This is a genomic window from Methanosarcina subterranea (genome assembly GCF_055385895.1).
Window position 1 is genome coordinate 3,668,979 of sequence record NZ_AP042426.1, and the last position, 26,114, is coordinate 3,695,092.

The 26,114-nt window shown below is 42.9% G+C and carries 21 protein-coding genes; 9 read left to right on the top strand and 12 right to left on the bottom strand.

Translation table 11 applies throughout. The features are described from left to right. Positions 1 to 63 precede the first annotated feature (63 nt). Both ACZ5A8_RS16045 and ACZ5A8_RS16050 read right to left on the bottom strand, forming a co-directional pair. Positions 64 to 312, bottom strand: coding sequence for a heavy-metal-associated domain-containing protein (locus tag ACZ5A8_RS16045; RefSeq protein ID WP_464534172.1), 249 nt, complete (start codon positions 310 to 312; stop codon positions 64 to 66). Between the two features lie 177 nt (positions 313 to 489). Next, entirely contained in the window at positions 490 to 2,145 is a 1,656-nt protein-coding gene (locus ACZ5A8_RS16050) for an ABC1 kinase family protein (protein ID WP_464530259.1), read from the bottom strand. A 615-nt stretch (positions 2,146 to 2,760) separates the two neighbouring features. Here ACZ5A8_RS16050 and ACZ5A8_RS16055 point away from each other — a divergent pair. Together ACZ5A8_RS16055 and ACZ5A8_RS16060 are read left to right on the top strand one after the other, a co-directional pair. Further along, positions 2,761 to 3,918, top strand: a complete 1,158-nt coding sequence (locus ACZ5A8_RS16055; protein WP_464534174.1) for a double-cubane-cluster-containing anaerobic reductase — start codon at positions 2,761 to 2,763, stop codon at positions 3,916 to 3,918. Then, complete coding sequence (locus ACZ5A8_RS16060; protein ID WP_464530261.1) at positions 3,915 to 4,682, top strand: acyl-CoA dehydratase activase; 768 nt, start codon at positions 3,915 to 3,917, stop codon at positions 4,680 to 4,682. Before ACZ5A8_RS16055 ends, ACZ5A8_RS16060 begins: the two co-directional genes overlap by 4 nt. Positions 4,683 to 5,070: 388 nt before the next feature. Here the strand turns inward: ACZ5A8_RS16060 and ACZ5A8_RS16065 are convergent, their stop codons facing one another. The 7 genes from ACZ5A8_RS16065 to ACZ5A8_RS16095 form a co-directional block, all read right to left on the bottom strand. Continuing rightward, the gene (locus tag ACZ5A8_RS16065; protein WP_464530262.1) at positions 5,071 to 5,337 is read right to left on the bottom strand and encodes a hypothetical protein; all 267 of its coding nucleotides are present in this window, start codon (positions 5,335 to 5,337) and stop codon (positions 5,071 to 5,073) included. Further along, positions 5,330 to 5,989 carry an energy-coupling factor ABC transporter permease gene (locus ACZ5A8_RS16070; protein WP_464530264.1) on the bottom strand — a complete coding sequence of 220 codons (660 nt, stop codon included), beginning with the start codon at positions 5,987 to 5,989 and terminating at the stop codon, positions 5,330 to 5,332. Before ACZ5A8_RS16070 ends, ACZ5A8_RS16065 begins: the two co-directional genes overlap by 8 nt. 229 nt (positions 5,990 to 6,218) lie before the next feature. Continuing rightward, entirely contained in the window at positions 6,219 to 7,082 is an 864-nt protein-coding gene (locus ACZ5A8_RS16075; protein WP_464530265.1) for an energy-coupling factor ABC transporter ATP-binding protein, read from the bottom strand. A 17-nt stretch (positions 7,083 to 7,099) separates the two neighbouring features. After that, entirely contained in the window at positions 7,100 to 7,912 is an 813-nt protein-coding gene (gene cbiQ, locus ACZ5A8_RS16080; protein WP_464530267.1) for a cobalt ECF transporter T component CbiQ, read from the bottom strand. A gap of 972 nt (positions 7,913 to 8,884) precedes the next feature. Beyond that, a complete protein-coding gene (locus ACZ5A8_RS16085) occupies positions 8,885 to 9,175 on the bottom strand; it encodes a class I SAM-dependent methyltransferase (RefSeq protein WP_464530269.1) in 291 nt (96 codons plus the stop codon). 64 nt (positions 9,176 to 9,239) lie between these two features. Then, entirely contained in the window at positions 9,240 to 9,491 is a 252-nt protein-coding gene (locus ACZ5A8_RS16090; protein ID WP_464530271.1) for a class I SAM-dependent methyltransferase, read from the bottom strand. A gap of 72 nt (positions 9,492 to 9,563) precedes the next feature. After that, on the bottom strand, positions 9,564 to 10,163 hold the full coding sequence (locus tag ACZ5A8_RS16095; protein WP_464530273.1) for a class I SAM-dependent methyltransferase: 600 nt from the start codon (positions 10,161 to 10,163) through the stop codon (positions 9,564 to 9,566). Between the two features lie 369 nt (positions 10,164 to 10,532). On the opposite strand from ACZ5A8_RS16095, the gene argH reads away from it, so the two are divergent. From argH to ACZ5A8_RS16115, 4 genes are all read left to right on the top strand, one after another. Beyond that, the gene (gene argH / locus ACZ5A8_RS16100) at positions 10,533 to 12,008 is read left to right on the top strand and encodes an argininosuccinate lyase (RefSeq protein ID WP_464530274.1); all 1,476 of its coding nucleotides are present in this window, start codon (positions 10,533 to 10,535) and stop codon (positions 12,006 to 12,008) included. Positions 12,009 to 12,228: 220 nt separating this feature from the next. Continuing rightward, positions 12,229 to 13,506: a Glu-tRNA(Gln) amidotransferase subunit GatD gene (gene gatD / locus ACZ5A8_RS16105; protein ID WP_464530276.1), complete on the top strand. Its 1,278-nt coding sequence runs from the start codon at positions 12,229 to 12,231 to the stop codon at positions 13,504 to 13,506. Between the two features lie 567 nt (positions 13,507 to 14,073). Continuing rightward, entirely contained in the window at positions 14,074 to 14,238 is a 165-nt protein-coding gene (locus ACZ5A8_RS16110; protein ID WP_322222755.1) for a symporter small accessory protein, read from the top strand. A 93-nt stretch (positions 14,239 to 14,331) separates the two neighbouring features. Beyond that, complete coding sequence (locus tag ACZ5A8_RS16115; RefSeq protein ID WP_464530278.1) at positions 14,332 to 15,990, top strand: sodium:solute symporter family protein; 1,659 nt, start codon at positions 14,332 to 14,334, stop codon at positions 15,988 to 15,990. A 425-nt stretch (positions 15,991 to 16,415) separates the two neighbouring features. Here the strand turns inward: ACZ5A8_RS16115 and larAH6 (ACZ5A8_RS16120) are convergent, their stop codons facing one another. Then, complete coding sequence (gene larAH6, locus ACZ5A8_RS16120; protein WP_464530279.1) at positions 16,416 to 17,675, bottom strand: nickel-dependent malate racemase, LarAH6 family; 1,260 nt, start codon at positions 17,673 to 17,675, stop codon at positions 16,416 to 16,418. A 148-nt stretch (positions 17,676 to 17,823) separates the two neighbouring features. After that, positions 17,824 to 19,086 (bottom strand): nickel-dependent malate racemase, LarAH6 family, encoded by a 1,263-nt coding sequence (larAH6, locus tag ACZ5A8_RS16125; protein ID WP_464530281.1) that lies wholly within the window; start codon positions 19,084 to 19,086, stop codon positions 17,824 to 17,826. A 753-nt stretch (positions 19,087 to 19,839) separates the two neighbouring features. Here larAH6 (ACZ5A8_RS16125) and ACZ5A8_RS16130 point away from each other — a divergent pair. Then, positions 19,840 to 21,585 carry a hypothetical protein gene (locus tag ACZ5A8_RS16130; RefSeq protein WP_464530282.1) on the top strand — a complete coding sequence of 582 codons (1,746 nt, stop codon included), beginning with the start codon at positions 19,840 to 19,842 and terminating at the stop codon, positions 21,583 to 21,585. Positions 21,586 to 22,016: 431 nt separating this feature from the next. After that, positions 22,017 to 23,918 (top strand): anaerobic carbon-monoxide dehydrogenase catalytic subunit, encoded by a 1,902-nt coding sequence (gene cooS / locus ACZ5A8_RS16135; RefSeq protein ID WP_322222765.1) that lies wholly within the window; start codon positions 22,017 to 22,019, stop codon positions 23,916 to 23,918. Between the two features lie 74 nt (positions 23,919 to 23,992). Here cooS and ACZ5A8_RS16140 read toward each other — a convergent pair whose 3' ends face one another. Beyond that, the gene (locus tag ACZ5A8_RS16140; RefSeq protein WP_464530284.1) at positions 23,993 to 24,685 is read right to left on the bottom strand and encodes a metal-dependent hydrolase; all 693 of its coding nucleotides are present in this window, start codon (positions 24,683 to 24,685) and stop codon (positions 23,993 to 23,995) included. 217 nt (positions 24,686 to 24,902) lie between these two features. Here ACZ5A8_RS16140 and ACZ5A8_RS16145 point away from each other — a divergent pair, with 217 nt between their 5' ends. After that, positions 24,903 to 26,078 carry a DUF2117 family protein gene (locus ACZ5A8_RS16145; protein ID WP_464530285.1) on the top strand — a complete coding sequence of 392 codons (1,176 nt, stop codon included), beginning with the start codon at positions 24,903 to 24,905 and terminating at the stop codon, positions 26,076 to 26,078. The last annotated feature ends 36 nt before the right edge of the window (positions 26,079 to 26,114 follow it).

Sequence of the window (26,114 nt, forward strand, 5' to 3'; positions counted from 1 at the left end):
AAATGAGACCTTCAGGTTTAGAACTATCTTAATGGGACAGGAAAACATCACGAAAAATCTGAATTATATTGGCTTGTATCCGGCTTCCCGGATTGCGTCCTTTATTTTCCCAAGGTCTGTCCTGGCTTCTTCAAAGTTCACAACTGCTTCCCTGTTCTCCAGGTTTACATCCACCTCTACTACCCCTTTCACGGAAGCAATAGCTCTTCCTACTCTAACAACACAGTGGTTGCATTCCAAACCTTCAATCCTTATGATCTTCTGTACCAGAGAAATCGCCCCCTTCCCTACTAACAGATTCCGGGTTTTGATTCACCCGATTTTGCCAATTCTTATAAAGCAGAATGGTATTACAAATATTATTCTGAGATTATTCTGTACATTATTATTTTAGATTCCGATTTATTAGAGCTTTTGTATTGAAGATTCAATACTTTTCAATAGTCTTCAATACTCTTCTAATATTCTTAATATTCTTAATACTCTTCTTCACTCTCCATGAAGTGAAGTAATAACGACTATGAGGATCGCTCCTGCAAACCCGACCAACCCGACCCAGGAAAAAGCATTTCCGTTTAGCAATATAAAGGCTGAGACAACGAGCAGGACAGCAAGGAAAAATTCCTTTGAAAAAAGACTGTGTTTATTATCTTTTTGCCTCACTTCAAGGAGTCTGTCCCCCATGTATTGCATTTTGTCGGCAACCTCCCTGATTGCAGCCCTCATCTCGGCTTTCTCGTCAACTGGCTCGGCGGAAAACTCGATATGAAGGGCAGCCCCCTTTGGAGCATTGAGTTTTTTATAGGCATCCATAAGGACAGGAATTGCAATGCTTTTAATATTGTACCTCGGGTCAAGTTCAAGGCAAACTCCTTCTATAAGCAGGATCGCTCTTTGCAGGGTTGAAAATTCCCCTGGAAGCCGGATATCGTACTTCATGCCGAGTTTTGCGTAGTTATCGCTCTGCCTGCCTTCAAGCCCGTAGTTCTGATTTGCAATCAGCTCATCCATATCCTTTCTGAGCCTGCGGATATCTACATCTCTTGCATCCGCGCCCCCGATTTTCAGGAAACCCTGGGTTGCCCCTTCGACATCCCTGTTATTGATAGCATAATAGAACTCCAGCATGTTCTTCTTGAGCTCATCATCTATACTGCCGACAGCCCCGAAATCAATGAAAGCAATGGTATCGTTCTCCTGGACCAGCATATTTCCACCGTGTGGGTCTGCATGGTAAAAACCGTCGATATAGACCTGTTTCAGGTAGCTCTTGGTGATCGTACGTGTGTATTCGGATTTTTTGCTTTGCGGCACAGGCATGTCAATTATATCTTTGACCTGGGTTCCCTGAATAAATTCCATTGTAAGGACGTTCGCAGAAGAATAATCCGAATAAATTTTAGGCACAGCAACATTTTTCACATTCTTGAAATTATCTTCGAAGCGGCGGATACTTACGGCTTCAATCCTGAGGTCAACTTCACGAGTAAGCATCTCCCGGATCTCAAGTAAAAAAGCATCAATATCAAAATTCCTTCCTACTCCCAAGGCTCTCTTCACTACAGGCTTGAAATCATCCAGGATCGAAAGATCAATATTTATAATGTCAATAAGGTTCGGGCGAAGGATTTTTACAGCTACGGGTTTGCCGTCAAGGATACCCTCATAGACCTGAGCAATTGAGCCGCAAGCAATCGGATCAGGGTCAAAGCTGTCAAAAATATTAATGAAGGCTTTAGCTTTCCTTTCCCTTGCAGCTTTCAGTTCTTCTTCACTCTTTTTTCTGTTCCTTTCTTCACGTGTCTGATACTCACATACGCATGCAAGGTCAAGGGACTCAGCCATTTCTTCAAAAGGCACAGGCTTAACCTTATCCTGCAAATTCGCCATTTCAATGACATAGGGCTGGGGAACAAGGTCAGGCCGCTTGCTCATGGTCTGCCCCATCTTGATAAAAGTAGGTCCTAGCTCTTCGAAAGCCTTCCTGAGTTTTACCGCTGTCTCCCTGTTCTCAACATCAAAAGCACAGGTACAATCAGGATTTGAGATATAATTGGTACGCAGATCGTGGTAGAGTTCCGGAATTAAATTGTACTTAAAAAGGACTCGTGTAACCTCAAGATAGCGCTTTGTTTTCCCCAGCATCCACTATGGATTAGGCTTTATTGTTTAATAAGTTTCTTTACGATAAATAAAATTAAATTTAACTCTAGCGCTAATTTTTTGAGAGGTAGAACTATTATTTAACAAACCTTCCCTAGAACCTGCAAAATGGAGAAAGCAAAAGTTATTGTTTTCAATACGGGAATGTTTCTTCTGAGTGTGTTTCTTTATGAGAGTATTTTTGTATATCTCTTAACCCTGCAGCCTGCAAAGATATCAAAAAGAAGCAAGCTTGAATCTGACTGAAAGCTTGAATCTGACTGAAAGCTTGAATCTGGCTGAATATAGTAGTGCACAGGTCAGGATGTTATTATTAGGACTTACGCAGCTGAACTGAAAAGTCAATAGCATCAAATCTATGGAAGTATAAAATAGATGTTCAGGTCACAATTTCTTTGTGCTCGATTTTGCACCTCAAGTGCGTAAGTCCTAATTATTATCTAAGATTTCATGGCTTTCTTGATATTTTCCGGGGACTATTGAAGAAAAATAGAAAACGGCCGGGAGCAGGTATTCGTAACTACAAAAAATCGAAACTGTGTTGCAGGAATAGAAAACGATTTAATATATTTCATCACAAAGCATTTTGTGGAGAGAATGATACACTTTAAAACTCTTGAGTATATTAAAAACTCATATAGTTCGCGGATTTGCCAGCTAACAGAGGAAAAGAAAGCCGGAAAGAAAATAGTTGGCACTTTATGCCTTTTCGTGCCTGACGAAATCATCTTTGCGGCAGATGCTGATCGTGTTATACTGTGTGGGGGTAAAAATGATACTATATCCATAGCTGAGCAGTATTTACCCAGGAATATCTGTCCGCTTGTCAAGTCTTCCTTTGGCTCGGTCGTTAATAACGGCCGTTCTGGTGTAAAATCCTGCTCTCACTTTGGCCTGGTAGATATGGTCGTAGCCGAAAATACCTGCGATAGTAAAAAAAAGATGTATGAATTACTGGGGGACTATGTCCCGACCTATGTGCTTGATCTTCCGCAGAAACCCGATAGCTCTGCTGCCGTTATGTATTATCTGGAGGAGCTTAACAAATTTAAAGGCGTTATGGAACAGCTGACTGGCAATAAGGTCACAGTCGAACAATTAAAGAAAGAAATAGTCTCATCGAACGAGACGAGAAAGCTACTTCACAGGCTCTATGACCTGAGAAAAACGGACTCTCCGCCAATCAGCGGTGTGGATGTGATAAAGGTCATGCAAAAGCAGTATGTTTTATCGGCTGAAGATTTTAAAAAAGCCCTTCGCACTCTCATTGACGAAGCTGAGCAGGCTAAGGCTGATTTTAAGGCTGATTTTACTCGTAAGCCCAGAATAATGATCTCAGGCTGCCCGATGCCTGGCGGGAACACCAAAGTACCTGAGATCATAGAGAATAGGGGTGGTATCATCGTCGTGGAGGAAAGCTGTACTGGCACAAGGTCATTCTGGGACCTTGTCGACGAGAGCAAAGATCCTATGACTGCACTGGCAGAACGTTATATCAAAATACCCTGTTCCTGCATGACTCCGAACGACAGGCGTATTGACAACATTCTGGAACTTGCAAGAGAGTTTAAAGTCGATGGTGTGGTGAATTATACCCTGCAATTCTGCCACGGCTATAACATCGAGCGGTATAAGGTGCAACAGGCACTGAGGAATGCCGGGATACCTGTGCTTTCGATAGAGACGGATTATAGCGATTCGGACGTTGAGCAGATCGGACTTCGAGTGGATGCTTTCATGGAGATGCTTTCATGATCTCAGTCGGGATAGATTCGGGCTCGGCCACTACAAAAGCCGTCCTGGTAATTGACGGTCAGATGATCACTCGCAACATACGTCCAACAGGGTTCGATTTTTTATCAGCTGCAAAAAGCGTGTGTGAAGATGTACTCTCTAATGCCGGAATTGATAAAAAAGATGTGACCGGCATATACGCAACCGGATACGGCAGGAATAGCATAAAGTTTGCCGATAGAGCAGTAAGTGAGATCACAGCTCACACAATGGGTGTTTATTACCTTTACCCGGCTGTCAAAGGGATTATTGACATTGGAGGCCAGGACAGCAAAATTATTTCAGTAAATGACGGCAGGGTAACCGATTTCTTAATGAACGATAAATGTGCGGCTGGCACAGGTAAATTTTTAGAGTACACAGCAAAGGCGCTTGAAGTGCCGATAGAAGAACTGGGGAGTCTGGCTCTTGCTTCAAAAGAACCCGCCAGCATAACAAGCATGTGTACCGTATTTGCCGAGTCAGAGGTTATATCTCTCCGAGCGAGAGGCTTTAAAAAAGAGGATATCGCGGCGGGACTCATTGAAAGTATCGCCAGAAGGGTTGCGGTTATGGTCCGACAGATCGGGTTAAAACAAAACGTGGTTTTCGTGGGCGGCGTGGCAAAAAATGCAGGCATCAAGGTATTTCTGGAAAAAGAACTGGGTGTTTCGCTTTATGTGCCTCCTGAACCGCAGATTACGGGAGCACTTGGAGCTGCGCTTTATGGCGTTAGTAAAAGCTGAGTAACTTCTCTTTTGCTTATTTTCGATAAGGTTTATAATTTTCCGTATTATGTTAGTAATAAATTTAAGAAAAGACTAATTTTTGGTGTCGTCCATCAACTGTGCTGGAATTTTCTGTTTTTGTTTAATAGAATTGTTAATATCAGATCTTGCAGGTGGTTTCTGAGAATCGATTGTAGCTATTCCTTAAAATTTCCGAACCATTGATTGATGCCGGATGCATTTCTTCTGGGCTTCTGTAGAAGATATATGTCAGAAATATCCGGCATCAATCAGAATTATGGAGATCTCTAAGCAGAACTTATCAATTATCTTGCCTAATTTGCTTGCTTGAAGATAACATGTAGTCCTGAATGGCTTCATGTATTAGACGCAGGCGGTAGTATTTCTACTCCTTAATATAAATGATCAGACACAGTATTATCAGGGCAGCAAGGATAATTGCATAATATAATGGATTGCCCTCAATATTAAATCCAAATATGCCTGAGGACTCTTCCTCTTCCGGTTCCGCGCTAATTCCAACTGCACTACTAAATCTCTCTTCTATCCCCATATGGCCTGAGATGTTGTAGGCAACCAGGCTTAATCCCACAACAATCAGGCTTAAAACTCCAAACAGAATCATACTTTTCTTTCGGTCCATCTCATACAAGTGGTTCAGCCTCCTGAAGCATGTCTGGTCTGACTTTTTGTATATACGCTACTACATATCCCGTAAGTACAGCCTCTATTGCAGCAACCCCCATATTGATTCCTGCCAGAAGGGAAAGCCCATAGAGAATATCCGTGCTATTCTGGGTTACTCCCTGAATTCCCGAGACCAATATTATGACTATCATAGTTACATTGCCAAGAAAAAGTCCTGCCAGGGTAGCAATACCGGCTCTTGAGAATGAGCTCAATTTAGCTTTGGCAAGTCCACGGTATGTAAAGTAGGCAACCAAAACTTCAGTTATATTGACCAGAGTATTCGCTCCAATCATTCCCCACCCACCATGTCCTATTGCGGCAGATAATATGTTCACTATGAACACGATTATCCCTCCAACTGCAGGGCCTCCCAGGATACCTATAAGAGGCGTTAGATTCATGTGAACGCCCCCAAACAGAGGGATATTCACCTGAAAGATCGCAAATGAAGCAGCAGTGCACATCCCGGCTATAGTTAACACTTTACTGTTATTGCTTTTATTCACTTTTCTCATCCAGTACATACAAAGGCAGACCAAAATTATCGAGAGAATCCACCACACGGAGACCCATTGCAGGGAGAAAGCACCATCTTCTAAATGTATGTGAGCCATTACGGAACTTCCTAATATATTTTGTTTTTTATATATGCAGATTTTAAACTATGTTTCATTGAAACCAAACTACTTAATAATTGGTATGATACCAGATTGTTTGGCATGACACCAAACTTTAAATCTGCAAGTTAGCCAGAGAGGAATGAATTAAATTGAAAAAGATAGAATTCAAGTCAGTTCGTACAGCTTTTTCGATATAGATTGATACAGCTTACCTATTCGCGGGTTAGAGAGATTTTACCAGTTCCTCTACAGTCAGAGGCTTCTTTTCCACTTCCACCCCCCTGAATTCGCAGAGGGCTTTGTATACCTGTACAATCTTAGGTTCTTTTAGCCCGGCATCTTCAAGTAAATCGATATTGTAAAAGATCTCTGCGGGCCTGCCCTCTGCAATTACAGCCCCTCCCTTTACAATGCATATTCTATCCGCTATGCGTGCAGCAAGGTCAAGGTCGTGTGTTGCCAAAACAATGCTTATACCGTGCTCCTCTTTTAATTCACAGATAATGTTTTCAACGATTTCAGCATGCTTTGGGTCAAGGTCGGAAGTTGGTTCATCAAGAGCAATTATTTTTGGCTTCATGGCAAGGACACCAGCTATCGAGACCAGCCTTTTCTGTCCGCCACTCAGATAATTCGGAATCTTGTTTATAAATTCCTCAGCTCCTACAGCCCTTAAAGCTTTCATTGCTGCATCCCAGGCTTCTCCTTTATTCATGCCTAAATTGAGTGGACCGAACATCACATCATCTAGGACAGTGGGCGCAAAAAGCTGATCATCCGATCTCTGAAACACTATCCCTACATTCTTCCACAGATCTTTTTTTGTTGTGGTATCTATCTTTTCGCCCATGACGTGGATGTTACCTTTTGACGGCAGAAGCAGGCCATTCAAATGCTCCAGGAGAGTCGATTTGCCCGAGCCATTTGCCCCACAGAGGGCAACGATCTCACTCTCTTTAACCCTGAAGCACAGCTCATGAATGCCAATGCTGCCATCAGGATAGACATGACTTGCACAATCTATGTGTATCAGCTCATGTGGCTCAGGAAAATCATGATCCTGTAATAAATCAAGATATTTTTTCATAAATTGAAAACTCACCTCTAAATTGGTGAACCATGAAATAGTATCAGATAAGCTGCTGCAAAGAAAAGCGTCAGCAGAATGATGTATTCTACAGGCCTCATTTGTTGAACTTCCGTTGCTGCAGTGTATGTTCCATCATATCCTCTTGACTCCATGGCTTTGCTTATCCTTTCTGCCTGATCATAAGATCTGATAAAAACAAGTGCAAAGATTTCCGCAAAGGTCTGGCCCTGCCTCCTCATACTCCTGATAAGGCCCCCTCCTCTAGATTTAAAGGCCCTTACCATAGAATCAACCATATCCAGTGTTACAAAGAGAAATCTGTAAGACATCAAAAATATCTGATTAAGAGGAGACGGAAAGATTCTGTAAATAATGGCTGAAAGGTGAGCATATTTAGTAGTCATGAGTAGCAGAAGGGAGGAAGTCATTGATATAAGGGCTTTTAGCAAAAGCCGCATCAATAGCAGTAATCCATTATCCGTCAAAGTCAAGGAAACCCAAGCGAATCTTAGAGAAAACAATGGTACGCCAGGTTCATTCCATATCAATAGAACAACTAAAGATAAAACAAACAAAACAGGTAAAAGACACCAGTCAAATAGTTTTCTTATTGGAAGTCCAGACTTCCAATATAAAAGGAGTAGAAGCGAATACAGTGCCACCAGTAGTTCAACACTTTGAGCAATGGTTAGGATTATAATGATGGCAATGAGCCCGAGTAGTTTTGTCCAGGGACTGGCTCTAGAGAGAAACGAGTGACAGTTCTCGCTATAATGGGTAATGAGGTCAAAATCAGGGATATGACCAGAAGCCTGTGAATTATTCATATATAATCGATAATGTTTAATCAAAATTCTGTCTAACAACAGTCAAAGCAACGAATAAGAAAATTATTTTTTTCTTATCTGTCTGGGAGCATGAGGCTTAGGTGGCAATATCTAACATATTTACCTCCAGAAAACAACTTCATCTAAACTCAAAAGTACTTTTTTTCGCATTATTTCTTCTCCTAATTTCTAGGATTAATTAATCTCTATGAGGTAGATATATATTTTTTGGGTAAACCACAACTATATATGAGGAATTTTGGTATATACCCAAATTACACAATAATTAATTTTTTCCAACACCATCTATACGCGAACTGTTTCTGAGTAAGTTTATCCAAGACTCTAAGTTGATAATTTACGAGTAAGATTCACTAGAAAATGTATTGAAATTTGACTGTAGAGAAAAGCAGGTATGAACTCGACATTAACGATTAAGATCATTAAAACAAGAATTGAAATTATTTCTACCTTTTCTCTGCAACAATTTTGAGTAATTCATAACTATGGTTATTTCCTTTAAGTAACAGTGCCCCAAAAATATTAGAAATTTTACATTGTGCTTGATAAATCCTTTTTGAAGATATAAAAACAGGAGTTCAGAGTCATTAACGACTCCAAAAAACATAGATGATCGTGTCCATATGTGATAAATAGGCTTTTAGCTAGTGGTTGCCCTTATTCATCTCCAAACATTGTGACCAAAAACGCCAGAAATCTTAATTCCATACTTTCATCTACAACAGGACAACCACTTCAATCTTCTTTTTACTTTTATATCTCAGCTGGGATTTACTATTCCAAAACCAAACCACAAAAACCCCTGATATTCTCAAAACCAAATGTTGTATAGATTCTGAAGGAATTATTTCTCATAACATATTTTTGCCATAACCCCAGTGAAAAATGCTGTATTTACATCTCGTGAAGTAAGTCGTACAACTCGATAGCCAGTAAAATCATAAAAACTTTTTACGGCTTTGCCCGAATCTTCCTGAAAACATCCTTAAAAGCCAGTTTTTTTGTTTCCAGAATCCTGAATCCGGCTTCTTCGATATTCTTCAGGGTATGTCGGGTCGTATGATCTCCAAGCAGAAAAAATAGAAAAGGATCAATTAATTCCTCAAACCTGAAAATAAGAGGGTTGCTGCTGCGTACGTGCTCAAGGGCTATCAACTCACCTGAGAGTTTCAGAACCCGCCTAATTTCTTTGAAAGCTCTCATGGGATCAGGGATTGTGCAGAGGACAAAAGTAGTAACCACATAATCAAAGCTTTATTCGGAAATTCAAGATGCTCTGCGTCCATAAGGAAAAGATTGATATTTTTCATTTCCCTGGCTTTTTTCTAGCTTCTTCGAGCATCCCTTCACTGTTGTCAATTCCTGTAACCTGAGCATTTGAAGGGTAGTATTTCAGATTTCTTCCGCTTCCCACTCCGACTTCCAGAACTTTTCCACTGAGGCCTGAAAGAGCCTCTTTTCTCCATTTCTGGAAAAAGAGTAGTTCCAGCGGGAGATCTATCAGTTCATAAATGGGTGCGATTCGGTTATATTTTGAGATCGAGGAAATTGCAGACATCTTTGGATATGGACTCAATAATCAAAGTACTTGAGTATGATACTACAATCAAAGTGCTCTGAATAAAATCTTTTACGGTTTTGCCCGTATCTTTTTGAAAACATCCTTAAAAGCCAGATTTTTGTCTTCTGTGATAGTGAATCCAGCCTTTTTGATGTTCCCCACTGTATTCCGGGTCATGTCATCCCCGATAAAGAAAAACATAATTGGGTTGATCAAATCCTCAATCCGGGCGATAAGAGGATTTTTGCTGCGCATGTGTTCAAGGGCTACCAGCTCCCCTGAAGGTTTAAGGACACGTCTCATTTCCTTTAAAGCCTTCACAGGATCAGGAACTGAACAGAGGACAAAGGTTGTGACAACATAATCGAAGGTATTGTCCGGAAACTCCATGTGCTCGGCATCCATAAGGGAAAGGGTGATATTTTGCATGCCCCCGGCTTTCTCCCGGGCTTTCTCAAGCATCCCTTCACTATTGTCAATTCCTGTCACCAGAGAACCCGAAGGATAGTATTTCAAATTTCTTCCAGTCCCTACTCCTACTTCCAGAACTCTGCCTTTGAGGTTTGAAAGCGCTTCCTCTCTCCACGTTCCGTATAAGAAAATCTCTATCGGTAATTCCATCAGGTCGTAGACGGCTGCGATTCGGTTGTACTTTGAGACTACGGACATTGAATGAACTTATGCTCTTATTAAGGATTAGTTTTTTCAGGAAATACCAGAAAACTGAATAAGTCAGAAAGGTCTCCAACCTTTGCGGAGTTCCAGTCTCTTGTGGAAAAAAGCAAGAAACCACTGATACGTCTTAATGTTACTCTAGAGGGAAACTCCCTGAAAACCGATTCGTATTTAAGTGTTTGGAATAATACCACGCTGCGGATTTCATACTCCCTGAATGCCTGTAAATTAAGGATGGTAGAAATCCCAGGAAATAGCAGAGATTCCAGGAAAGCTCACAATATCATTTATCTCACAAGGATCATTATTACATAAAGACTCCCACAATACAGATCTATTTCACAATTATACAGAGGAAACCCGATGAGCAATATTTTACGCAGAGGCAGGCTTGAAGCTGCCCAGGATGAGGAAATTTTACGTTACACCTCCTCTATGGAGGCTGACAGGTGGATTTTCAATGCTGACATAGTGGTGGACCTTGCCCATACGGTAATGCTGAAAGAGCAGGGGATTATAAAAGAAGAAGACTGCAGCAAAATCCTCACCGGGCTTTTGAAGATAAGGGAAGAAGGCATGGAAAAGCTCGACTTCAGCTACGAGGACATACACATCTCGCTTGAATCCAGGCTCATCGACATTGTAGGAGAAGATGTCGGAGGCAGGATGCATTCGGGGCGTTCCAGAAATGATGAGGTTGCAACCTGTATCAGACTGACCCTCAGAGAAGAACTTCTCGGCCTGCTCGAAGAAATCTTTGCTCTCAGAAAAACTCTTGTCGCCCTTGCAGGAAAACATACTGAAACTCTCATGCCCGGTTTTACTCACCTTCAGCATGCCCAGCCGACCACCCTTGCCCATCACCTCTGTGCCCACGAATCTGCTCTCGGCAGGGATTTTGACCGGGTACAGGATGCGTTTTCCAGGGTAAACCTCTGCCCGCTCGGGGCTGCTGCATTTGCTTCTACAGGCTTTAACCTGAACAGGAAACGTACGCAGGAACTCCTGGGATTTGAAGGCCTGCTGGAAAATTCAATGGATGCAGTTAGCAGCAGGGATTTCCTGATTGAATGTGCTTCTGTTTTTTCAAATCTCATGATAAACCTGAGCCGGATGGCTGAGGAACTGGTAGTCTGGTCTTCGTCCGAGTTCAACTTTATCGAACTGGATGACACATACGCCTCCACTTCTTCGATTATGCCCCAGAAGAAAAACCCGGATACTGCAGAATTAATGCGCGGGAAAACCGGAGTGGCTGTGGGTGCTCTGATGTCCCTTCTTACAATCTGCAAAGGCTTGCCCCTGAGTTATAACCGCGACCTGCAGGAAGCAACCCCCAATATCTGGCGTTCAGTTGAAACCGTAAGGGCTTCGGTCAGGATAATGGAAGGGATGGTAAGGACTATGAAAATCCACTCCGAAGTACTTGCAGCTCAGTCGGTCACCGGTTTTACGACAGCTACCGAGCTTGCGGATACTTTTGTCAGGGAGGCAGGAATTCCCTTCAGAACTGCCCACCAGATCGTCGGGATGCTTGCCCGGGACAGGGAAAAGCCCACTATGGAGAAGATCGATTCCGTAACCGAAGTCGTGCTCGGAGAATCGCTTTCAAGCCTGGGGCTGACAGAAAAGATGGTAAAAGAAGCTCTCAACCCGGTCTCGAATATCAAAAGAAGGAAAGTTGCAGGAGGTCCTGCTCCGGAAGAAATGTGGCATTATCTATCAAAGAGGCTGGCTGAGCTTGAACTGAACGAACAGGAAATTGCAACCCTGAAAGATATAATAGACTCGGCTTTTGAAAACCTGCTCGCAGTAGTTGAAGAGTACAGGAAAAGCTGAATTCGGCGGTTTTAAGCACGAGAAAACACGTTTAATTTTAATATTATTTAGACCTCTTAGTATCACACATTCTTAGTATCGTACAGATTATACTGCATTACATCTACTGCAACGTCTATCTGCAATATCTATCTGCAATATCTATCTGCAATATCTATCTGCATTACAGCACTTATACAGAATTATAGCACTTTAAAAATTCAGCAGAAAGGGATCATTCATGGAATTCAAACAGGGCGATTGGGTACGTATTGAAAAGAACGGTACTGTCTATGAAGGCAAAGTAATGCCTTCCATGGAAGGGTATATCACAATAAAAATGAAAAGCGGGTATAACGCCGGTTTTTCTATTGATAAGGTCAGGATAACTCTTCTGGAAAATAACGGGGAAATTGCAAACGGAAGCAATGGAGGCAGAAACGGCGTAAAAGAGTCTAAAAAAGCAACGGAAAAAGTTTCAAAGCCCGGACTCCCTAAAATTGCAATCCTCTCTACGGGCGGGACAATTGCCAGCAAGATCGATTACCGTACAGGCGCAGTCTCATCCCAGTTTACTGCTGACGATATTCTCACCGCAATCCCGGAACTGAAAGAAATTGCGGACTTTAAAGGCAGGGTAATCTCAAGTATCCTCTCCGAAAATATGGACTCCGACTCCTGGCAAAACCTCGCAAAAGCCGTTGTAGAAGAAATCGAAGCCGGAGCTGAGGGAATAATTGTTACTCACGGGACAGACACAATGATGTACTCTGCCGCAGCCCTCTCCTTTATGATCGAAACTCCCGTACCTATCGTATTCGTAGGTTCCCAGAGAAGCGCAGACCGCCCGAGTAGCGACAATGCAATGAACGCAATCTGCGCAGCCAGAGTTGCTATAAGCGATATTGCCGAAGTCGTGGTGGTTATGCACGGCACAACCTCTGACGATTTCTGTGAGATCCACCGGGGGACGAAAGTCAGGAAAATGCACACCTCCCGCAGGGATGCTTTCAAGTCCGTAAACTCCCTTCCGATAGGGACTGTAGACTACAGTACAGGAGAAATAAAGGCTTTTATTGACTATACCAGACGCGGAGAAAAAGCCCTGAAATTTAAGCCGGGTATGGAACCAAAGTGTGCCATTGTAAAGTTCACTCCGGGAGCAGATCCGACAGTCCTTGACTATTATATAAGTAATGGCTATAGAGGGCTTGTTATTGAGGGTACAGGTCTCGGTCATGTTTCCACAAAATGGATTCCCCTTCTCCAGAAGGCTGGGGACGCAAAAATGCCTGTAATAGTCACATCGCAGTGCCTTAACGGCAGGATCTGCGACCGTGTTTATGATACGGGCCGTGATATGCTGAAGGCTGGTGCAATCGAAGGAGAAGATACTCTGCCTGAAACGTCCCTCGTCAAATTGATGTGGGTGCTCGGCCAGACAGAGGATTTTGAAAAAGCTATCAGTATGCTCAGGGAAGACCTCAGTGGGGAAATTACTGAGTGTACGCATAAATAAAAACTCTGAGAAACTGTAGTAAAATAAGCCGAAAAATAAACTGAAAAATAAGCTGAAAAATAAGCTGAAAAATAAGCTGAAAAATAAGCTGAAAAATAAACTGAAAAATAACCTGAAAATCTGTGTAAGTCAAAAAAAGCAGAAATCTTTTTTACTTTTTTTATTTTTGACAGGCTGCTTGACAGGCTCGCTGAGATATTTTACATTTTGAGGATCTAAAAAGATATCTCCGGAGTAAAATGAATTACTTCCCGAGCCAGGGAGTATTCTTTTATTAGTCCGGTTCTTATGATTCTTTTAATACTATAGTAAGCTCATCTGTTGTTATTTCCTGCCAGCATGTCGAATACAGTTCATAAGAGGCAGGAGATAAGTCATGGATCAAGTCCGGCTGCAGGAAGAGAAAGAAATCAGGAGTTTCCGAAACTAACCTCTCGTATTTTAAGTTCACTTCAATGCGAAATTTACCCCGCTCAACATATTTAAATAACAAAAAGCTATAATGTACTGTGCTAACAGGTGTCATGTTAGCCAATAGCAGGAAAATTTTAGGCAGGTGTGTAGTAAATGTTAGTGTTAGGAATTGAGGACCCACAGATCTGGCTTGCATATGTATTTTGCGTATTAAGTGCACTCGGATGCATGGTTTATGGGGTATTGAACTGGAAAGGCGGGGAAGAAGAACAGGCAGTTAAGAGTGGGGCTCAGAGAACAACAGTTCAGGATCAGTAAAACCGATTCTGGGTTAAGTTTGACTCTTATTTAGGGCGATTTTTAAACACGCCTGTGCAAAACAGCAGTTAATACTATTCTGGAATGATTTTTATGGCAGTCAGTACTTCAACTCTTATCCTGTTTGTAATTATTTATCTTACAGCCACTTTCTATGTTGCCTACCTGGGATACAAGAAGAATTCCCAGACCGAAGGGTATATGCTCGCAGGTAGAGGTGTCCATCCTGCAATTATGGCTCTTTCCTACGGAGCTGCGTTTATCAGCACTTCTGCAATAATAGGATTCGGAGGAGTAGCCGCTTCTTTAGGAATGGGGCTTCTGTGGCTTGTGTTTATGAATATATTTTTTGGGATATTCATTGCTTTCGTTATTTTTGGTCCCCCTACACGGCGTATGGGGCTAAATCTGGGAGCCATAACTTACCCTGAATTTATAGGAAAACGCTTCCAATCAAAGTTTATTCAGGGTTTTTCCGGGCTCCTGATAGGCGTTTTCATGCCTCTTTACGCTGCAAGCGTTATCATAGGAGCCGGAAGATTCCTTGAGACAACTCTCGGGGTCAACTACAATATTGCTCTTATAATCTTCACCATCATAATCGCTTCTTATGTGCTTAAGGGCGGCCTTCTCTCAGTAATGTATGTTGATGCCATGCAAGCTGTCCTGATGCTGCTGGGAATGGGTTTTCTGCTTGTCTTTACTTACAGTAAGCTTGGAGGAGTTGTTGAAGCCCATCAGGCTCTTACCAGTATGGCAAACCTTGTTCCTCAGGCTCTTGTAGACCAGGGACACAGGGGCTGGACTTCGATGCCTGCACTTGGCTCTCCTATATGGTGGACAATGTTTTCCACAATCATAATGGGTGTGGGAATAGGAGTACTTGCACAACCGCAACTTGCAGTCAGGTTCATGACTGTAAAAGATGACCGTTCCCTGAAAAGAGCAGTCGCTATTGGAGGCCCTTTCATCCTGATGATGGCAGGAGTCGCTTATCTTGTAGGAGCTCTCTCCAATGTATATTTCTTCAAGACTACAGGCATGATTGCCCTTCAGGTCGTGAAGGATGGAAACACCGATCTTATAATGCCTACATTTCTGAACCATGCCATGCCTGAAATGTTTGTAGCGCTCTTCATGCTCAGCCTGCTCTCAGCTGCAATGTCTACCGCAGCTGCCCAGTTCCATACGATGGGTACAGCCATAGGGTATGATGTCTACCAGCAGAGCATTATGAAAGGCAAGTCCACAGCGACAGTTCACGTTACAAGATTAGGTATTGCCTTTACCATCCTTGTCGCAGTCGTTCTGGCATATATCCTGCCCATAAGTATTATTGCCAGAGCTACTGCCATGTTCATGGGCCTGTGTACGGCTGCTTTCCTGCCCTTGTTTATTGGAGCACTTTTCTGGAAGCGTACAACAAAAGCCGGAGCAACTGCAAGCCTTATAATCGGGTCTTTAAGTAGCCTCTTCTGGTTGACTTTTGTCCATGCAAAAGAAGCAGTTCCTCTCGGGATCTGCCAGGCAATTTTCGGAAAGGCAACTTTACTTTCAGGCACCTGGACCGTTGTAGACCCGATTCTGATCGCAACTCCCCTTTCTCTCCTTGCCCTTATTGTGATAAGCCTTATGACACCCCAATTTTCACCCGAATTCCTGAAGAAGGCTTTCAGGCTCAGGTTTGAAGATGAGGAAGAGGAAATGTTGGAGCCAGCATCAAACAAGGCAGTCGAATCAACAGGCGTTTAAGCCTGCTCCTTTTAAAAAACAGGCGCATTTTTATGCGCTATCTATTTTTCCATTTTACCTTGTTTTCGCAATAAACAAAAGCAGGTATACTTACTATATGATTTATATTGTGGATTAAAGTTTTCGGAGTAACTGATGTATCTTTATACTCATTAAGGGAAGGCGGGATGAAGTGGCATACGAGTTATCAGGAATAATAGAAATTTATTCAGAAAACAAGAAGCGAAGTGAAGAAAAAGAGAAAGCGAAGAAATGAAAAAAATGAAAAAAATGAAAAAAATGAAAAAAATGAAAAAAATGAAGGAAAGTGAAGAAATGAAAAGAAGATGATAATGAAGAAGAGACAGAAAAATAGGAAAATAAAAAGATCCTGTTTTGATGGATCTTTTTGATGGATCTATTTACTTCAGATTTTGCAGAAGCTTTCAATTTTCTTTTCTGACAGGCAGGGTCTGCCCCCCGTGAGGCATCAGGTGAACTTTTGCGTCGGGATTTTCCGAGATAACTGCATACAGGGCGTCCTGCATACTTGCCATTGGAGTAAAAAACGCACTTCTGGCTTTTTCTTCCGGGAGCTTCGAGACAAGGTAGAGCTTGAATTTCTTTGAAGCTTTTGCAACGATCGCACTCTTGTGTCCTCCAAACTCGAAGCAGTGCTTAAAGCGCTCTATTGCATCCTCTGGAGTTTTACACTCCCTGTTCCAGCATTCGTATACCTGGTTTCCTATCCCTTCGGCACATTCCGCTACAAGGATGATAGAGCCGCCATCCTTTACAGCCTGGGTCGCGTTGTCCAGAGCTTTATTTGCCTGATAGAGATTGATATCTTTAGGATAACCCCCACAGGAAACGACCACAGCATCTGCAGGTTCCACTGGCACTTTATACATGGCGTCCACAATCTCGACCCCTTTCCTATGGGCTTCGATAAAATCACCTGCAACGGCAGCAACTATCCCTTTTTTGCTATCAAGCACAACATTAAGAATAAACTTAAGACCAAAGATTTTTGCAGCTTCTTCCATGTCCTGCCTGACAGGGCTGTCTACTCTTCCGGAAACCGCATTTTCCTCTATCATCATTTTGTGGTTAGTAAGCACTGACTCTTCCGAGCTTACACCGGGAAGTACGGACTTTGCCCCACCACTGTACCCTGCGTAGTAATGGAACTCAATTCCTCCAGTCCCAATAACAAAATCAGCACCGAGCACTTCTTCAAAGACATCAATAGGAGTCCCGCGGCTGGTTACCCCGATCCTTCTGCACCTGGAAGTGTTGTGCTGGATGCACCGGATTTTTTTGTAGATATCGTTTCCAACCAGTTGTTTTGATTCCTCTTCAGTCTGCTGGCGGTGAAGCCCGAGAGCAAAGACAATTGTGATATTCTCATCCTTTGCCCCCCCAAGATAAAGCTCTTCGAGTAAAGGAGGAAGGATCTTTGCCGTAGGAGTAGGCCTGGTAACATCGCTTACGATAATCGCAATCCTGATATCAGGGTTTACAATCTCCGAGAGTCTCCTGCTCTTGATAGGATTCTCGAGCGCTTTCCTGATTAAAAGAGCCTCATCTTCTTTATTTTCAGGCTCCGAAGGAAGGATGAGGCTGGAAATATTCTTCTCAGGGATATTCAGCTCAGAAGTCCCATTTCCGAAAGCAAGTGGAATCTTTTTCATATTTGTCGTCATGTTCATGTCGATGGTTTCGTATTGATTATATAAAACTATATAGGTAAACAATATTCAGGATTAAAATTACACTTTTAACTTCAGTCGAACAAACAGTTCGATTTTTGCGATCTATTTATTTTTGCGGCTTTACTACTGACCTTTTCTTTCATTTTCGGACAGGCAGAGTCCACCCTCCATCGGGTATTATGTGAACTTTTGCCCCGGGATTTTCTGCAAGAATATTTTCAAAGGCTTCCTGTACGCTTTTTGAAGGAATGAAGAAAGCTTTTCTGCTTTCCTCCTCGGAAAGTTTCGAAACAATATAGAGCTTGAACTGTTTTGCGGCTTTTGCAACGATTGCGCTTTTATGTCCTCCAAACTCGAAGAACTGCTTGAAGCGTTCTATAGCATCATCCGGGCTTCTGCATTCCCTATTCCAGCATTCGTAGACCTGGTTTCCTATCCCTTCTGCACACTCAGCTACAAGTACAATCGAGCCTCCTGTTTTTACGGCAGGGACAGCATTTTCCAGGGCTTTTGTTGCCTGGTAGAGGTTGATATCCTTGGGATAGCCCCCACAGGAAACAATTACTGCATCAGCAGGCTCTATGGACACCTTATACATTGTATCTACATATTCTGTCCCTTTCCTGTGAGCCAGGATAAAATCCCCGGCAACGGCGGCAATAATTTCTTTTTTGCTATTGATCACCACGTTCAGGATAAAACCAAGGCCTGCAGTTCCTGCAGCTTCTTCAATATCTTTCCTTGCAGGGCTATCGACTTTACCCGAAAGAGGTTCGCCTTCGAAGAGTTTGCTATAATGACTGTGGAATGAGAGTACGGCTTTTTCCGAACTGACCCCTGGGAGGATGGACTTTCCTCCTCCGCCATAACCTGCATAATAATGGAATTCTATTGTCCCTGTGCTGATAATCAGGTCTGCATCCAGAACTTCTTCAAAGATTTCAATCGGAGTCCCAAAACTCGTTTCCCCTATGTGCCTGCACCTGTCTTTATCGTGCTGGACAAATCTGATACTTTTGGAAATATTCTCACCCAGGAGCTTTCTACACTCCTCTTCAGTCTGCTGGCGGTGAAGTCCGAGAGCAAAGACAATAGTGATATTCTCATCCTTTGCCCCCCCAAGGTAAAGCTCTTCGAGTAAAGGAGGGAGAACCTTTGCTGTAGGGGTGGGCCTGGTAACATCACTTACGATAATCGCAATCCTGATCTCAGGGTTCACAATCTCGGAGAGTCTCTTGCTTTTCACAGGGTTTTCGAGCGCTTTCCGGACTAAGCTGGCTCCATCCTCCTTTTTTTCAGGTTCGGAAGGCAGGATCAGGCTGGAAATATTCTTCTCAGGGATATTCAGCTCAGAAGTCCCATTTCCGAAAGCGAGTGGAATCTTTTTTATATTTATCATCATGTTCATGCCGGTGATTTCGTATTGGTAATATAAAATGTTATAGGTAAACAATAAAGGTATGCTTTAAATGCAATTTAAATATGCGCTTTAAACCCGGATTCAGACCGTTATTGAGAAATTTAGAAAATATTATCCTTAGCTTTCATTAGCTGCCCCAATAACCCTATGATTCTCCTTATTTTTTTCTCTAAGAGTAGAAACATCTATTATGGAAAAATCAATGAGCTTAAAAAAGAATCCTGAGACGTTCCTGAAATATTTATTAAAAAAATCTTCCTCTATAATATGAAGTTAATTGAAACTCTATAACAAAAGGATGCCCCTGAGTAATAAAATAATGTTAACTATAAAAAGTAGAAATATTCTAAGAGTCCAAATTTAATCCATACTATTTTTTTAAGCATGTTGTTAAATTCGGAAGTAATTCCTATAGTTTTAAGCAGTAAAACAAAGGCTTTCAAGGATCTGATACGAAAAGAAAACATTCATTTATAGGTGATAGTAAATAGAACGAAATTTTTACTGGAAAATAAGAATTCTGGATAATAAAAGAATTTACATGCCTCAGAAAGATTCGAGTATACGGAGCGATTCCTGAAATAGTTAAGCGAAGAACTTTCAGGAGATCTTTTAGAAGGCTGTTGAGTCAAAAGCTATAAAAGTTCATGGTGAGTGTAGATATAATTATAAATTAATTCTGGTGATTTAGTGAGGAGCTTCAGTCATCTAAAAGTGTCTATTTTCATACTGATTATGTTAAATTACCTGTGGATCGGAGGAGCGTATGCATCCCCGGACGCAGATAGCTCAAAAATAATTGAGAATATTAATCAGGGTAGTATCATCCTGTTTTCGCAGAACTATTCCGAAGCAGACGATCTTCCAGCCAATGTTTTTATCGCGAAGGTTCACAGAGAAGAAATTTATGATAAATTATATTCAAGTATATATGCAACGCAAGAATCAGAAGTATGTTTTAATAGCACTTCAGACGGGTTGAAGTATACGAATGTAAGAGACTCTCCTCTAATCCCATGCAGTTTGCTTCCAGGTATGGATGTTATATCTTGTTTTGGAATCAATGAATACCTGGGACGCTTTAGAAGCAACCTGGATATTTTTACTTTTTGTAAATGTACCTCTGTCCCGATAATTCACTATCTTGAGGAACCAAGGCAGGCAGGGGCTCTGTACATATGTAACCTCACACCAATGGTTAAGTGTGCCTATGAAATCTCGATGGACATAAATGCGGATGACTCTCAGAGCTTTATTGAACTGGATAGTCCGGGCTCAAGACTGATAATTCAGGAAATCGAGGATCAGACTACACTTAAGAGTTATTATAGAGACTCTTCTGGAGAAACCAAATACGAAAAAGTTATTCTCGGTAACGCGTCGGAAAAAGTAAATTTCAAAATAGTATTTGACGGTTGCAATAAAACAAACATAATTTACGCACAGGATGGCAGTTCCATAATTACTCCATTCTATAACCTTGACAGGCAGCAGCTGCCGTACATCGATTTTTCAAGTGGATATATCAAGTTCACATCTTTCATCATTGGAGAAGGTACCTGCCTTAATGTTGATATATACAATATAAACCAGACAGCGGACAGAAAACTCATAACTGCAGTCGGGAATAGTAAGATGATCCCGTTCGGACTTGACGGACCTCTACCAATGAATACAACAGGGGAAGGAATTGACTACCTGAATGATAAAGGGTATAGAGGTACAATGTGGTTTGATAAGGGAATGTTTGAAAAATCAAACGAAACATACGTCGAGTATCTGCGCGGCCTTGTAGCTAACGATTCCTGGGAAGTTGGCATACACTACACAAAGGAATTAAACAGCCTTCCACTTGAAGAAGCATACAGAGTGATGGATGAAGAATACTTATATGTGTATGAAAAAATCGGCCAAAAACCAACAAGCTGGTGCTGTCTGAGAAACCGCGATAACCTTACGCATGCGATTTATGCATATGAGAACCTGGGAATGACCTGGAGAAACGGGGACGCAACAATTCATGCGGAAAGGGATGTAGGAAACCTGTACGATGATACATGGGAATGGTGGGAGCCTGCATCAAAAGCAGGCATGTCCTATCCGGTATTCACCCATCAACTTGACATCGAACCTGCAATAAAATACTCAATAAGCCGCTCAATGTTCCGGGACTGGGTAGATAACTACTACGCAAACAACATGACCATAGTGTCGTTTTACGAATACAACCAGATAAGCCGCAATACATATGATGCAAGTTTTGAAAACCTGCAATACAGCGAGGAACTGCTTGCATTCGACTCACATACAAATGGTGCTCCCGCTCTTGTAAACGTAAATATAACCGCAGGAAACAGTACACAGGTCTACGATACTACACTCGACGTGTTCCTCGACTATGAAACGGAACAGGACAAATCAATTACTTTCCGGGTTGAAGACGGCCACAATTATAAGGTATATATAAACAATATTGAGTAAGGTAGAACTTTGAGTAAGGCATAAGTTCCACAACCATGGAAGGCACAAAAAATGAACGCGGGCACAGCCTAGTCCGTTCTTATTGTGCCTTTCGTTATTAGCTTATTTTCTGTCCTTCCAAGGTTAGTCTTTTTTTCTGTATCTTCCGGGGTTAGCTTATTTTTCATTACCTCTTCTCAGATTCGGTATAATGCAGTATAACAGTCAACACACTTCTAATTCTAACAGTCAGCACACTTTCAGCCCTGGCAGCCATCCTGCTTTTAATTAATTGTAAATAATTCCTGCGCTTATATACTGATAACTGCAAACAGGCTTACTGATGAATATCTGCTTCATAAGAAAATGTTTATAAATGTAATGCCTGGAGGGGACCTACTTATCTGTGAGATAAGAAGAAAGGAATTGCAGTTAACCCGGGAGTAATAACTATGGACAAAGAAAGGATTTCCTATCACGAGTCCGTTCAAAAGATGTATGAGCGGATAAAGAAAGATAATATAACAAATGTATGGGACCGTTATGAGGCTCAGGGAATAGGGGGAGTCCCGGACAGGAGGTGCACTTTCTGTATGGCAGGAGCTCGTTGTGACCTGTGTTCAAATGGTCCCTGTCGTTCGGACGCTGAAAAGGACAAGAGGGGAGTATGCGGGATCACTGCCGACGGGATGGCAATGAGGATGATGCTGCTCAGGAACGTAATGGGGGCTTCGACCTATCACTACCATACAGACCAGACCATCCGGACTTTGAGGGAAACCGCAAAGCGCAAAACCCCCTACAGCATAAGGGAACCTGAGAAACTGAGGACATTTGCAGGCAGGCTTGGGATAGAGGCCCTTGGAAATGATTCCGAAATTGCTCTTCGCCTCTGTGATTTTGTGGAAAAGGACTTTAACAGGCCCGCATACGAGCCAAGCAGGATTGTCGAGGTTCTTGCCCCTCCGGAAAGAAAGAAAAGGTGGGAAGAATTGGGAATATTCCCGGGCGGGATATACGGGGAAATGATGCTCTCCACAAGTTCCTGCCTGACAAATGTAGACGGGTATTACATAAGCCTTGCTCTGAAAGCGATGCGCCTTGGAATTGCAATGGCATACCAGAGCCAGATTGTAAATGAGTACTGCCAGGACATCCTTTTCGGAATTCCAAAGCCCCACAATATGAGGGTAGACCTGGGGGTGCTGGACCCTGAATACATAAATGTGCTCCCGAACGGGCATGAGCCTTTCCTTGGCTTTTCCATGGTCCAGCTCGCCAGAAAATCCGAGTGGCAGGAAAAAGCAAAAGCATCCGGGGCAAAAGGACTGAGGGTCATTGCCAGCATCGAAACCGGGCAGGAAATGATCCAGAGGTGGGAGGAGGACGATGTCTTCTATGGTTTTACCGGCAACTGGATTTCCCAGGAAGCGGTGCTCGCAAGCGGAAGTGTGGACCTTTTTGCTGCAGACATGAACTGCTCGCTCCCGGTAGCCCCTCTCTACGCCGAAAAATACGGGTTCAAACTCATGCCCGTAAGCGAACTCGTGGCCTTTGAAGGCATCAACGAGCGCCTGAACTACAACCCGGTAGAAGCCGATAAGCAAGCAGCAAAACTCCTGAATATGGCAATTGAAAACTTCAAAAACCGAGAAAGTTCAGGGGAACCTGTGCCCAATATGCCGGTAAAAGAAGCAGTCGTCGGCTTTTCAACCGAAAGCATCCTTGATGCCCTCGGAGGCACCCTGGACCCCCTGCTCGACGCCATAAAAAGCGGTGCAATCAAAGGTGTGGTCGGGATGGTCTCCTGCACAACATTAAGGGACTACGGGCAGGACGTGCATAGCGTTGCCATGGTAAAAGAACTGATCAAAAGGAATATCCTTGTCCTGTCCATGGGTTGCGGGAACGGAGCTATGCAGGTGGCAGGCCTCTGCAGTCCCGAAGCCAGGGAGTATGCAGGAGACAGCCTGAAGGCAGTTTGTGAAGTCCTTGGAGTCCCACCTGTGCTCAGCTACGGGACATGTACGGATACTGGCAGGCTTGCCGACCTTCTCGGAGCTATTTCCGCAGTCCTGGGCGCTCCTGTTCCTGACCTGCCGGTAGCTGCAGCAGCTCCCGAATACATGGAGCAGAAAGCCACAATAGATGCTATCTTTGCCCTGGCTCTCGGGCTCTACACTTATGTGAACCCTGTCCCGACCATTACCGGGGCACCGAACCTGATCAAACTGCTGACAGAAGACTGCCGGAAAGTTACAGGTGGAGTCCTGAATGTGGAAACAGACACCGTAAAGGCAGTTGACGGGATAGAACAGCACATAATGGAAAAGAGAACGAAACTGGGGATCTGAAACCCCGGATTTCTACTTTTTTCCACTTCATTTTTATTGAGAAAAAAATCCCTGAAAATCAAAGCCCGACCAAATCAGAGCTCGATCGATTCCCCGGGTTTCATGATAATTACCTTCGTGTCAACTTTTGCTTCCACAGCTTTTCTGAACTCTTCAGGGTCCTGCCTGATAACATCAAAGGTATTATAGTGCATTGGCACGACAACCTCGGGTTCTATTAACTCTACGGCTTTTACGGCTTCCTTTATGCCCATGGTAAATCTGCTTCCTATGGGCAGCAGGGCGATTTCGGGTTTATAGAGTTCTCCGATAAGCTGCATATCCCCGAAAACACCCGTATCCCCGGCATGATAAATAGAATGTCCGCCAATACCTATCACAAACCCTGCCGGACTGCCTCCGTCGAAACTGAAGCCTGAAGCATCGATTGAGGAAGAGTGAAGTGCATGAGTCATTGTAAGGGTCACACCTTCAACTTCCATTGTGCCTCCCTTATTCATGCCTTCGGCAAAGACTCCTTTTGATTTGATGTAGTTTGCAACCTCATGGATCGAAATGATCCTGCAGCCTGTCCGGGTGCCTATCGCGATAGTATCTCCCAGGTGATCGCGATGCCCATGCGTTACGGCTATTATATCCGGGTCAAGATCTTCAGGGCTGCATAAAGCTTTAGGGTTTCCGGAAATAAAAGGGTCAATCAGCAATTTCTTTTCGGCTTCGAGCAAAAAAGCAGCATGCCCAAGCCAGGTAATTTTTACATCAGCCATCTTTTTACCTCGTGTCCACTTATGTTTTTTTCAAAACGTAACAATGCGTAATGTAATTTTCGATAATGATCAGGGAGTAACATAGATACCAGCTAAGAAAGGTATAATAAAAAGAGTAAATCCGAAGAGGAGGACTTTAAAAGGAGTAACTCCGAAGCATACCTGTGTAGTAAAGGGTCACATTAATATGTACCTCTCAATTAAAAGCAAGTAAGAAATGAAGATCAGCCTGGTAATCCACGGGCCCGAAGTAATCGATTCGGGAGAAGCGGAAATAGTTCTGGAAAAGCTTTCCAGCCTTGGCAAAGTAAAAGCAGAACTTTGCGGGACCATGGGAAAGACAGCTATTCTAGATGCAGGACTTGAAAATGTTATAGATATAAGCCGGCACCTGAAGCCGAGCGCCTGCATTGAATTCTTTTTTGAAACTTCAAACCTTGTTTGCCTGCTTAACAGAGGAAAAACTTTCGAAACCGGCAGGGTTTTCGGGTCAAAGGTCGCTTCCCGCCTGAAAGAACCTGACAAGAAGCCACTGGTCCATATCGAAAGCCCTGGCTTCCCTTCCGGAAAACTCATTCCCCTGAACAAAAAAGCCGGCAGCTGCATTGAAAAACTCTCTGAAGTCCTTGAGATCCCTGTCGAAAAACCCCTGCCTTTTTACAATCCGATTTCCATAGAAACCTGCTCGAATACCGGAAAAACCCGAATCAACCGCGAAATCTCAGGAGTTCTTCCCGGGGAGAATATCTTTGTAAACGGAATTGTAATCGGAAAAGCCCTGTCCTCAGAAATAAAAATAATCTCCGAAAACGGCTTCATTACCGCAATCGAAGGCGGAGAAATAAAGGACCACGGGCTTGAAAAACTCCATAATTACGAAAAAAGGAATCCTGTTGACCTCGTCGGAGCCTGGATAAAAAGCGGGGATATTCGAAGAAACGACTCTTCACTCCCGGATGCCAAAAAACAAAACGCTGTTGCCCGAAAATCAGGTTCCACTTCCAGAGCCGGGACAGAAAGAGTTGTGCCAGGAAAAGTTGTGCTTATAGACCACACCGCCGAAAATACCTATGAACTGGTTTCCGGGGCTGAACTTGCGGTTACAGTCGGAGATGACACCACAGCTATTGCAGGAGATATCCTCTACAGGTTTGGGATCCCGATTATTGGAATCACTGACGGAGACTGCGATAATGTTACCTGCGAACCAAAAACCTTTCCGGGATCGGTTATTCTCAGGCTTGTGCCAGGAAGCGATGATATCGTGGGTGAGAGGGTAAAGCAGGAACTCTTGAAGGGTCAAAATTCAGCTGTTTTTGAGAATCTGTTCACCTTTAAAGAAGATGTTCTGAAACTGGCAGAATCGTTGATTGAAGCTGTTTTTGAATATTGAGAATAAACGAATAAGAAAGCAACAGGTGGCTCTTTT

What these genes read in the sequence shown, in the direction of transcription:
- ACZ5A8_RS16050 (WP_464530259.1), bottom strand. Translation starts at nt 2,145, where the DNA reads ATGCTGGGGAAAACAAAGCGCTATCTTGAGGTTACACGAGTCCTTTTT.
- ACZ5A8_RS16060 (WP_464530261.1), top strand. Translation starts at nt 3,915, where the DNA reads ATGATCTCAGTCGGGATAGATTCGGGCTCGGCCACTACAAAAGCCGTC.
- larAH6 (WP_464530279.1), bottom strand. Translation starts at nt 17,675, where the DNA reads ATGACGACAAATATGAAAAAGATTCCACTTGCTTTCGGAAATGGGACT.
- ACZ5A8_RS16070 (WP_464530264.1), bottom strand. Translation starts at nt 5,989, where the DNA reads ATGGCTCACATACATTTAGAAGATGGTGCTTTCTCCCTGCAATGGGTC.
- ACZ5A8_RS16095 (WP_464530273.1), bottom strand. Translation starts at nt 10,163, where the DNA reads ATGTCCGTAGTCTCAAAGTACAACCGAATCGCAGCCGTCTACGACCTG.
- cooS (WP_322222765.1), top strand. Translation starts at nt 22,017, where the DNA reads ATGGACAAAGAAAGGATTTCCTATCACGAGTCCGTTCAAAAGATGTAT.
- ACZ5A8_RS16075 (WP_464530265.1), bottom strand. Translation starts at nt 7,082, where the DNA reads ATGAAAAAATATCTTGATTTATTACAGGATCATGATTTTCCTGAGCCA.
- ACZ5A8_RS16055 (WP_464534174.1), top strand. Translation starts at nt 2,761, where the DNA reads ATGATACACTTTAAAACTCTTGAGTATATTAAAAACTCATATAGTTCG.
- ACZ5A8_RS16130 (WP_464530282.1), top strand. Translation starts at nt 19,840, where the DNA reads ATGTTAAATTACCTGTGGATCGGAGGAGCGTATGCATCCCCGGACGCA.
- ACZ5A8_RS16110 (WP_322222755.1), top strand. Translation starts at nt 14,074, where the DNA reads ATGTTAGTGTTAGGAATTGAGGACCCACAGATCTGGCTTGCATATGTA.
- ACZ5A8_RS16145 (WP_464530285.1), top strand. Translation starts at nt 24,903, where the DNA reads ATGAAGATCAGCCTGGTAATCCACGGGCCCGAAGTAATCGATTCGGGA.
- argH (WP_464530274.1), top strand. Translation starts at nt 10,533, where the DNA reads ATGAGCAATATTTTACGCAGAGGCAGGCTTGAAGCTGCCCAGGATGAG.
- larAH6 (WP_464530281.1), bottom strand. Translation starts at nt 19,086, where the DNA reads ATGATGATAAATATAAAAAAGATTCCACTCGCTTTCGGAAATGGGACT.
- cbiQ (WP_464530267.1), bottom strand. Translation starts at nt 7,912, where the DNA reads ATGAATAATTCACAGGCTTCTGGTCATATCCCTGATTTTGACCTCATT.
- ACZ5A8_RS16090 (WP_464530271.1), bottom strand. Translation starts at nt 9,491, where the DNA reads ATGTCTGCAATTTCCTCGATCTCAAAATATAACCGAATCGCACCCATT.
- ACZ5A8_RS16140 (WP_464530284.1), bottom strand. Translation starts at nt 24,685, where the DNA reads ATGGCTGATGTAAAAATTACCTGGCTTGGGCATGCTGCTTTTTTGCTC.
- gatD (WP_464530276.1), top strand. Translation starts at nt 12,229, where the DNA reads ATGGAATTCAAACAGGGCGATTGGGTACGTATTGAAAAGAACGGTACT.
- ACZ5A8_RS16115 (WP_464530278.1), top strand. Translation starts at nt 14,332, where the DNA reads ATGGCAGTCAGTACTTCAACTCTTATCCTGTTTGTAATTATTTATCTT.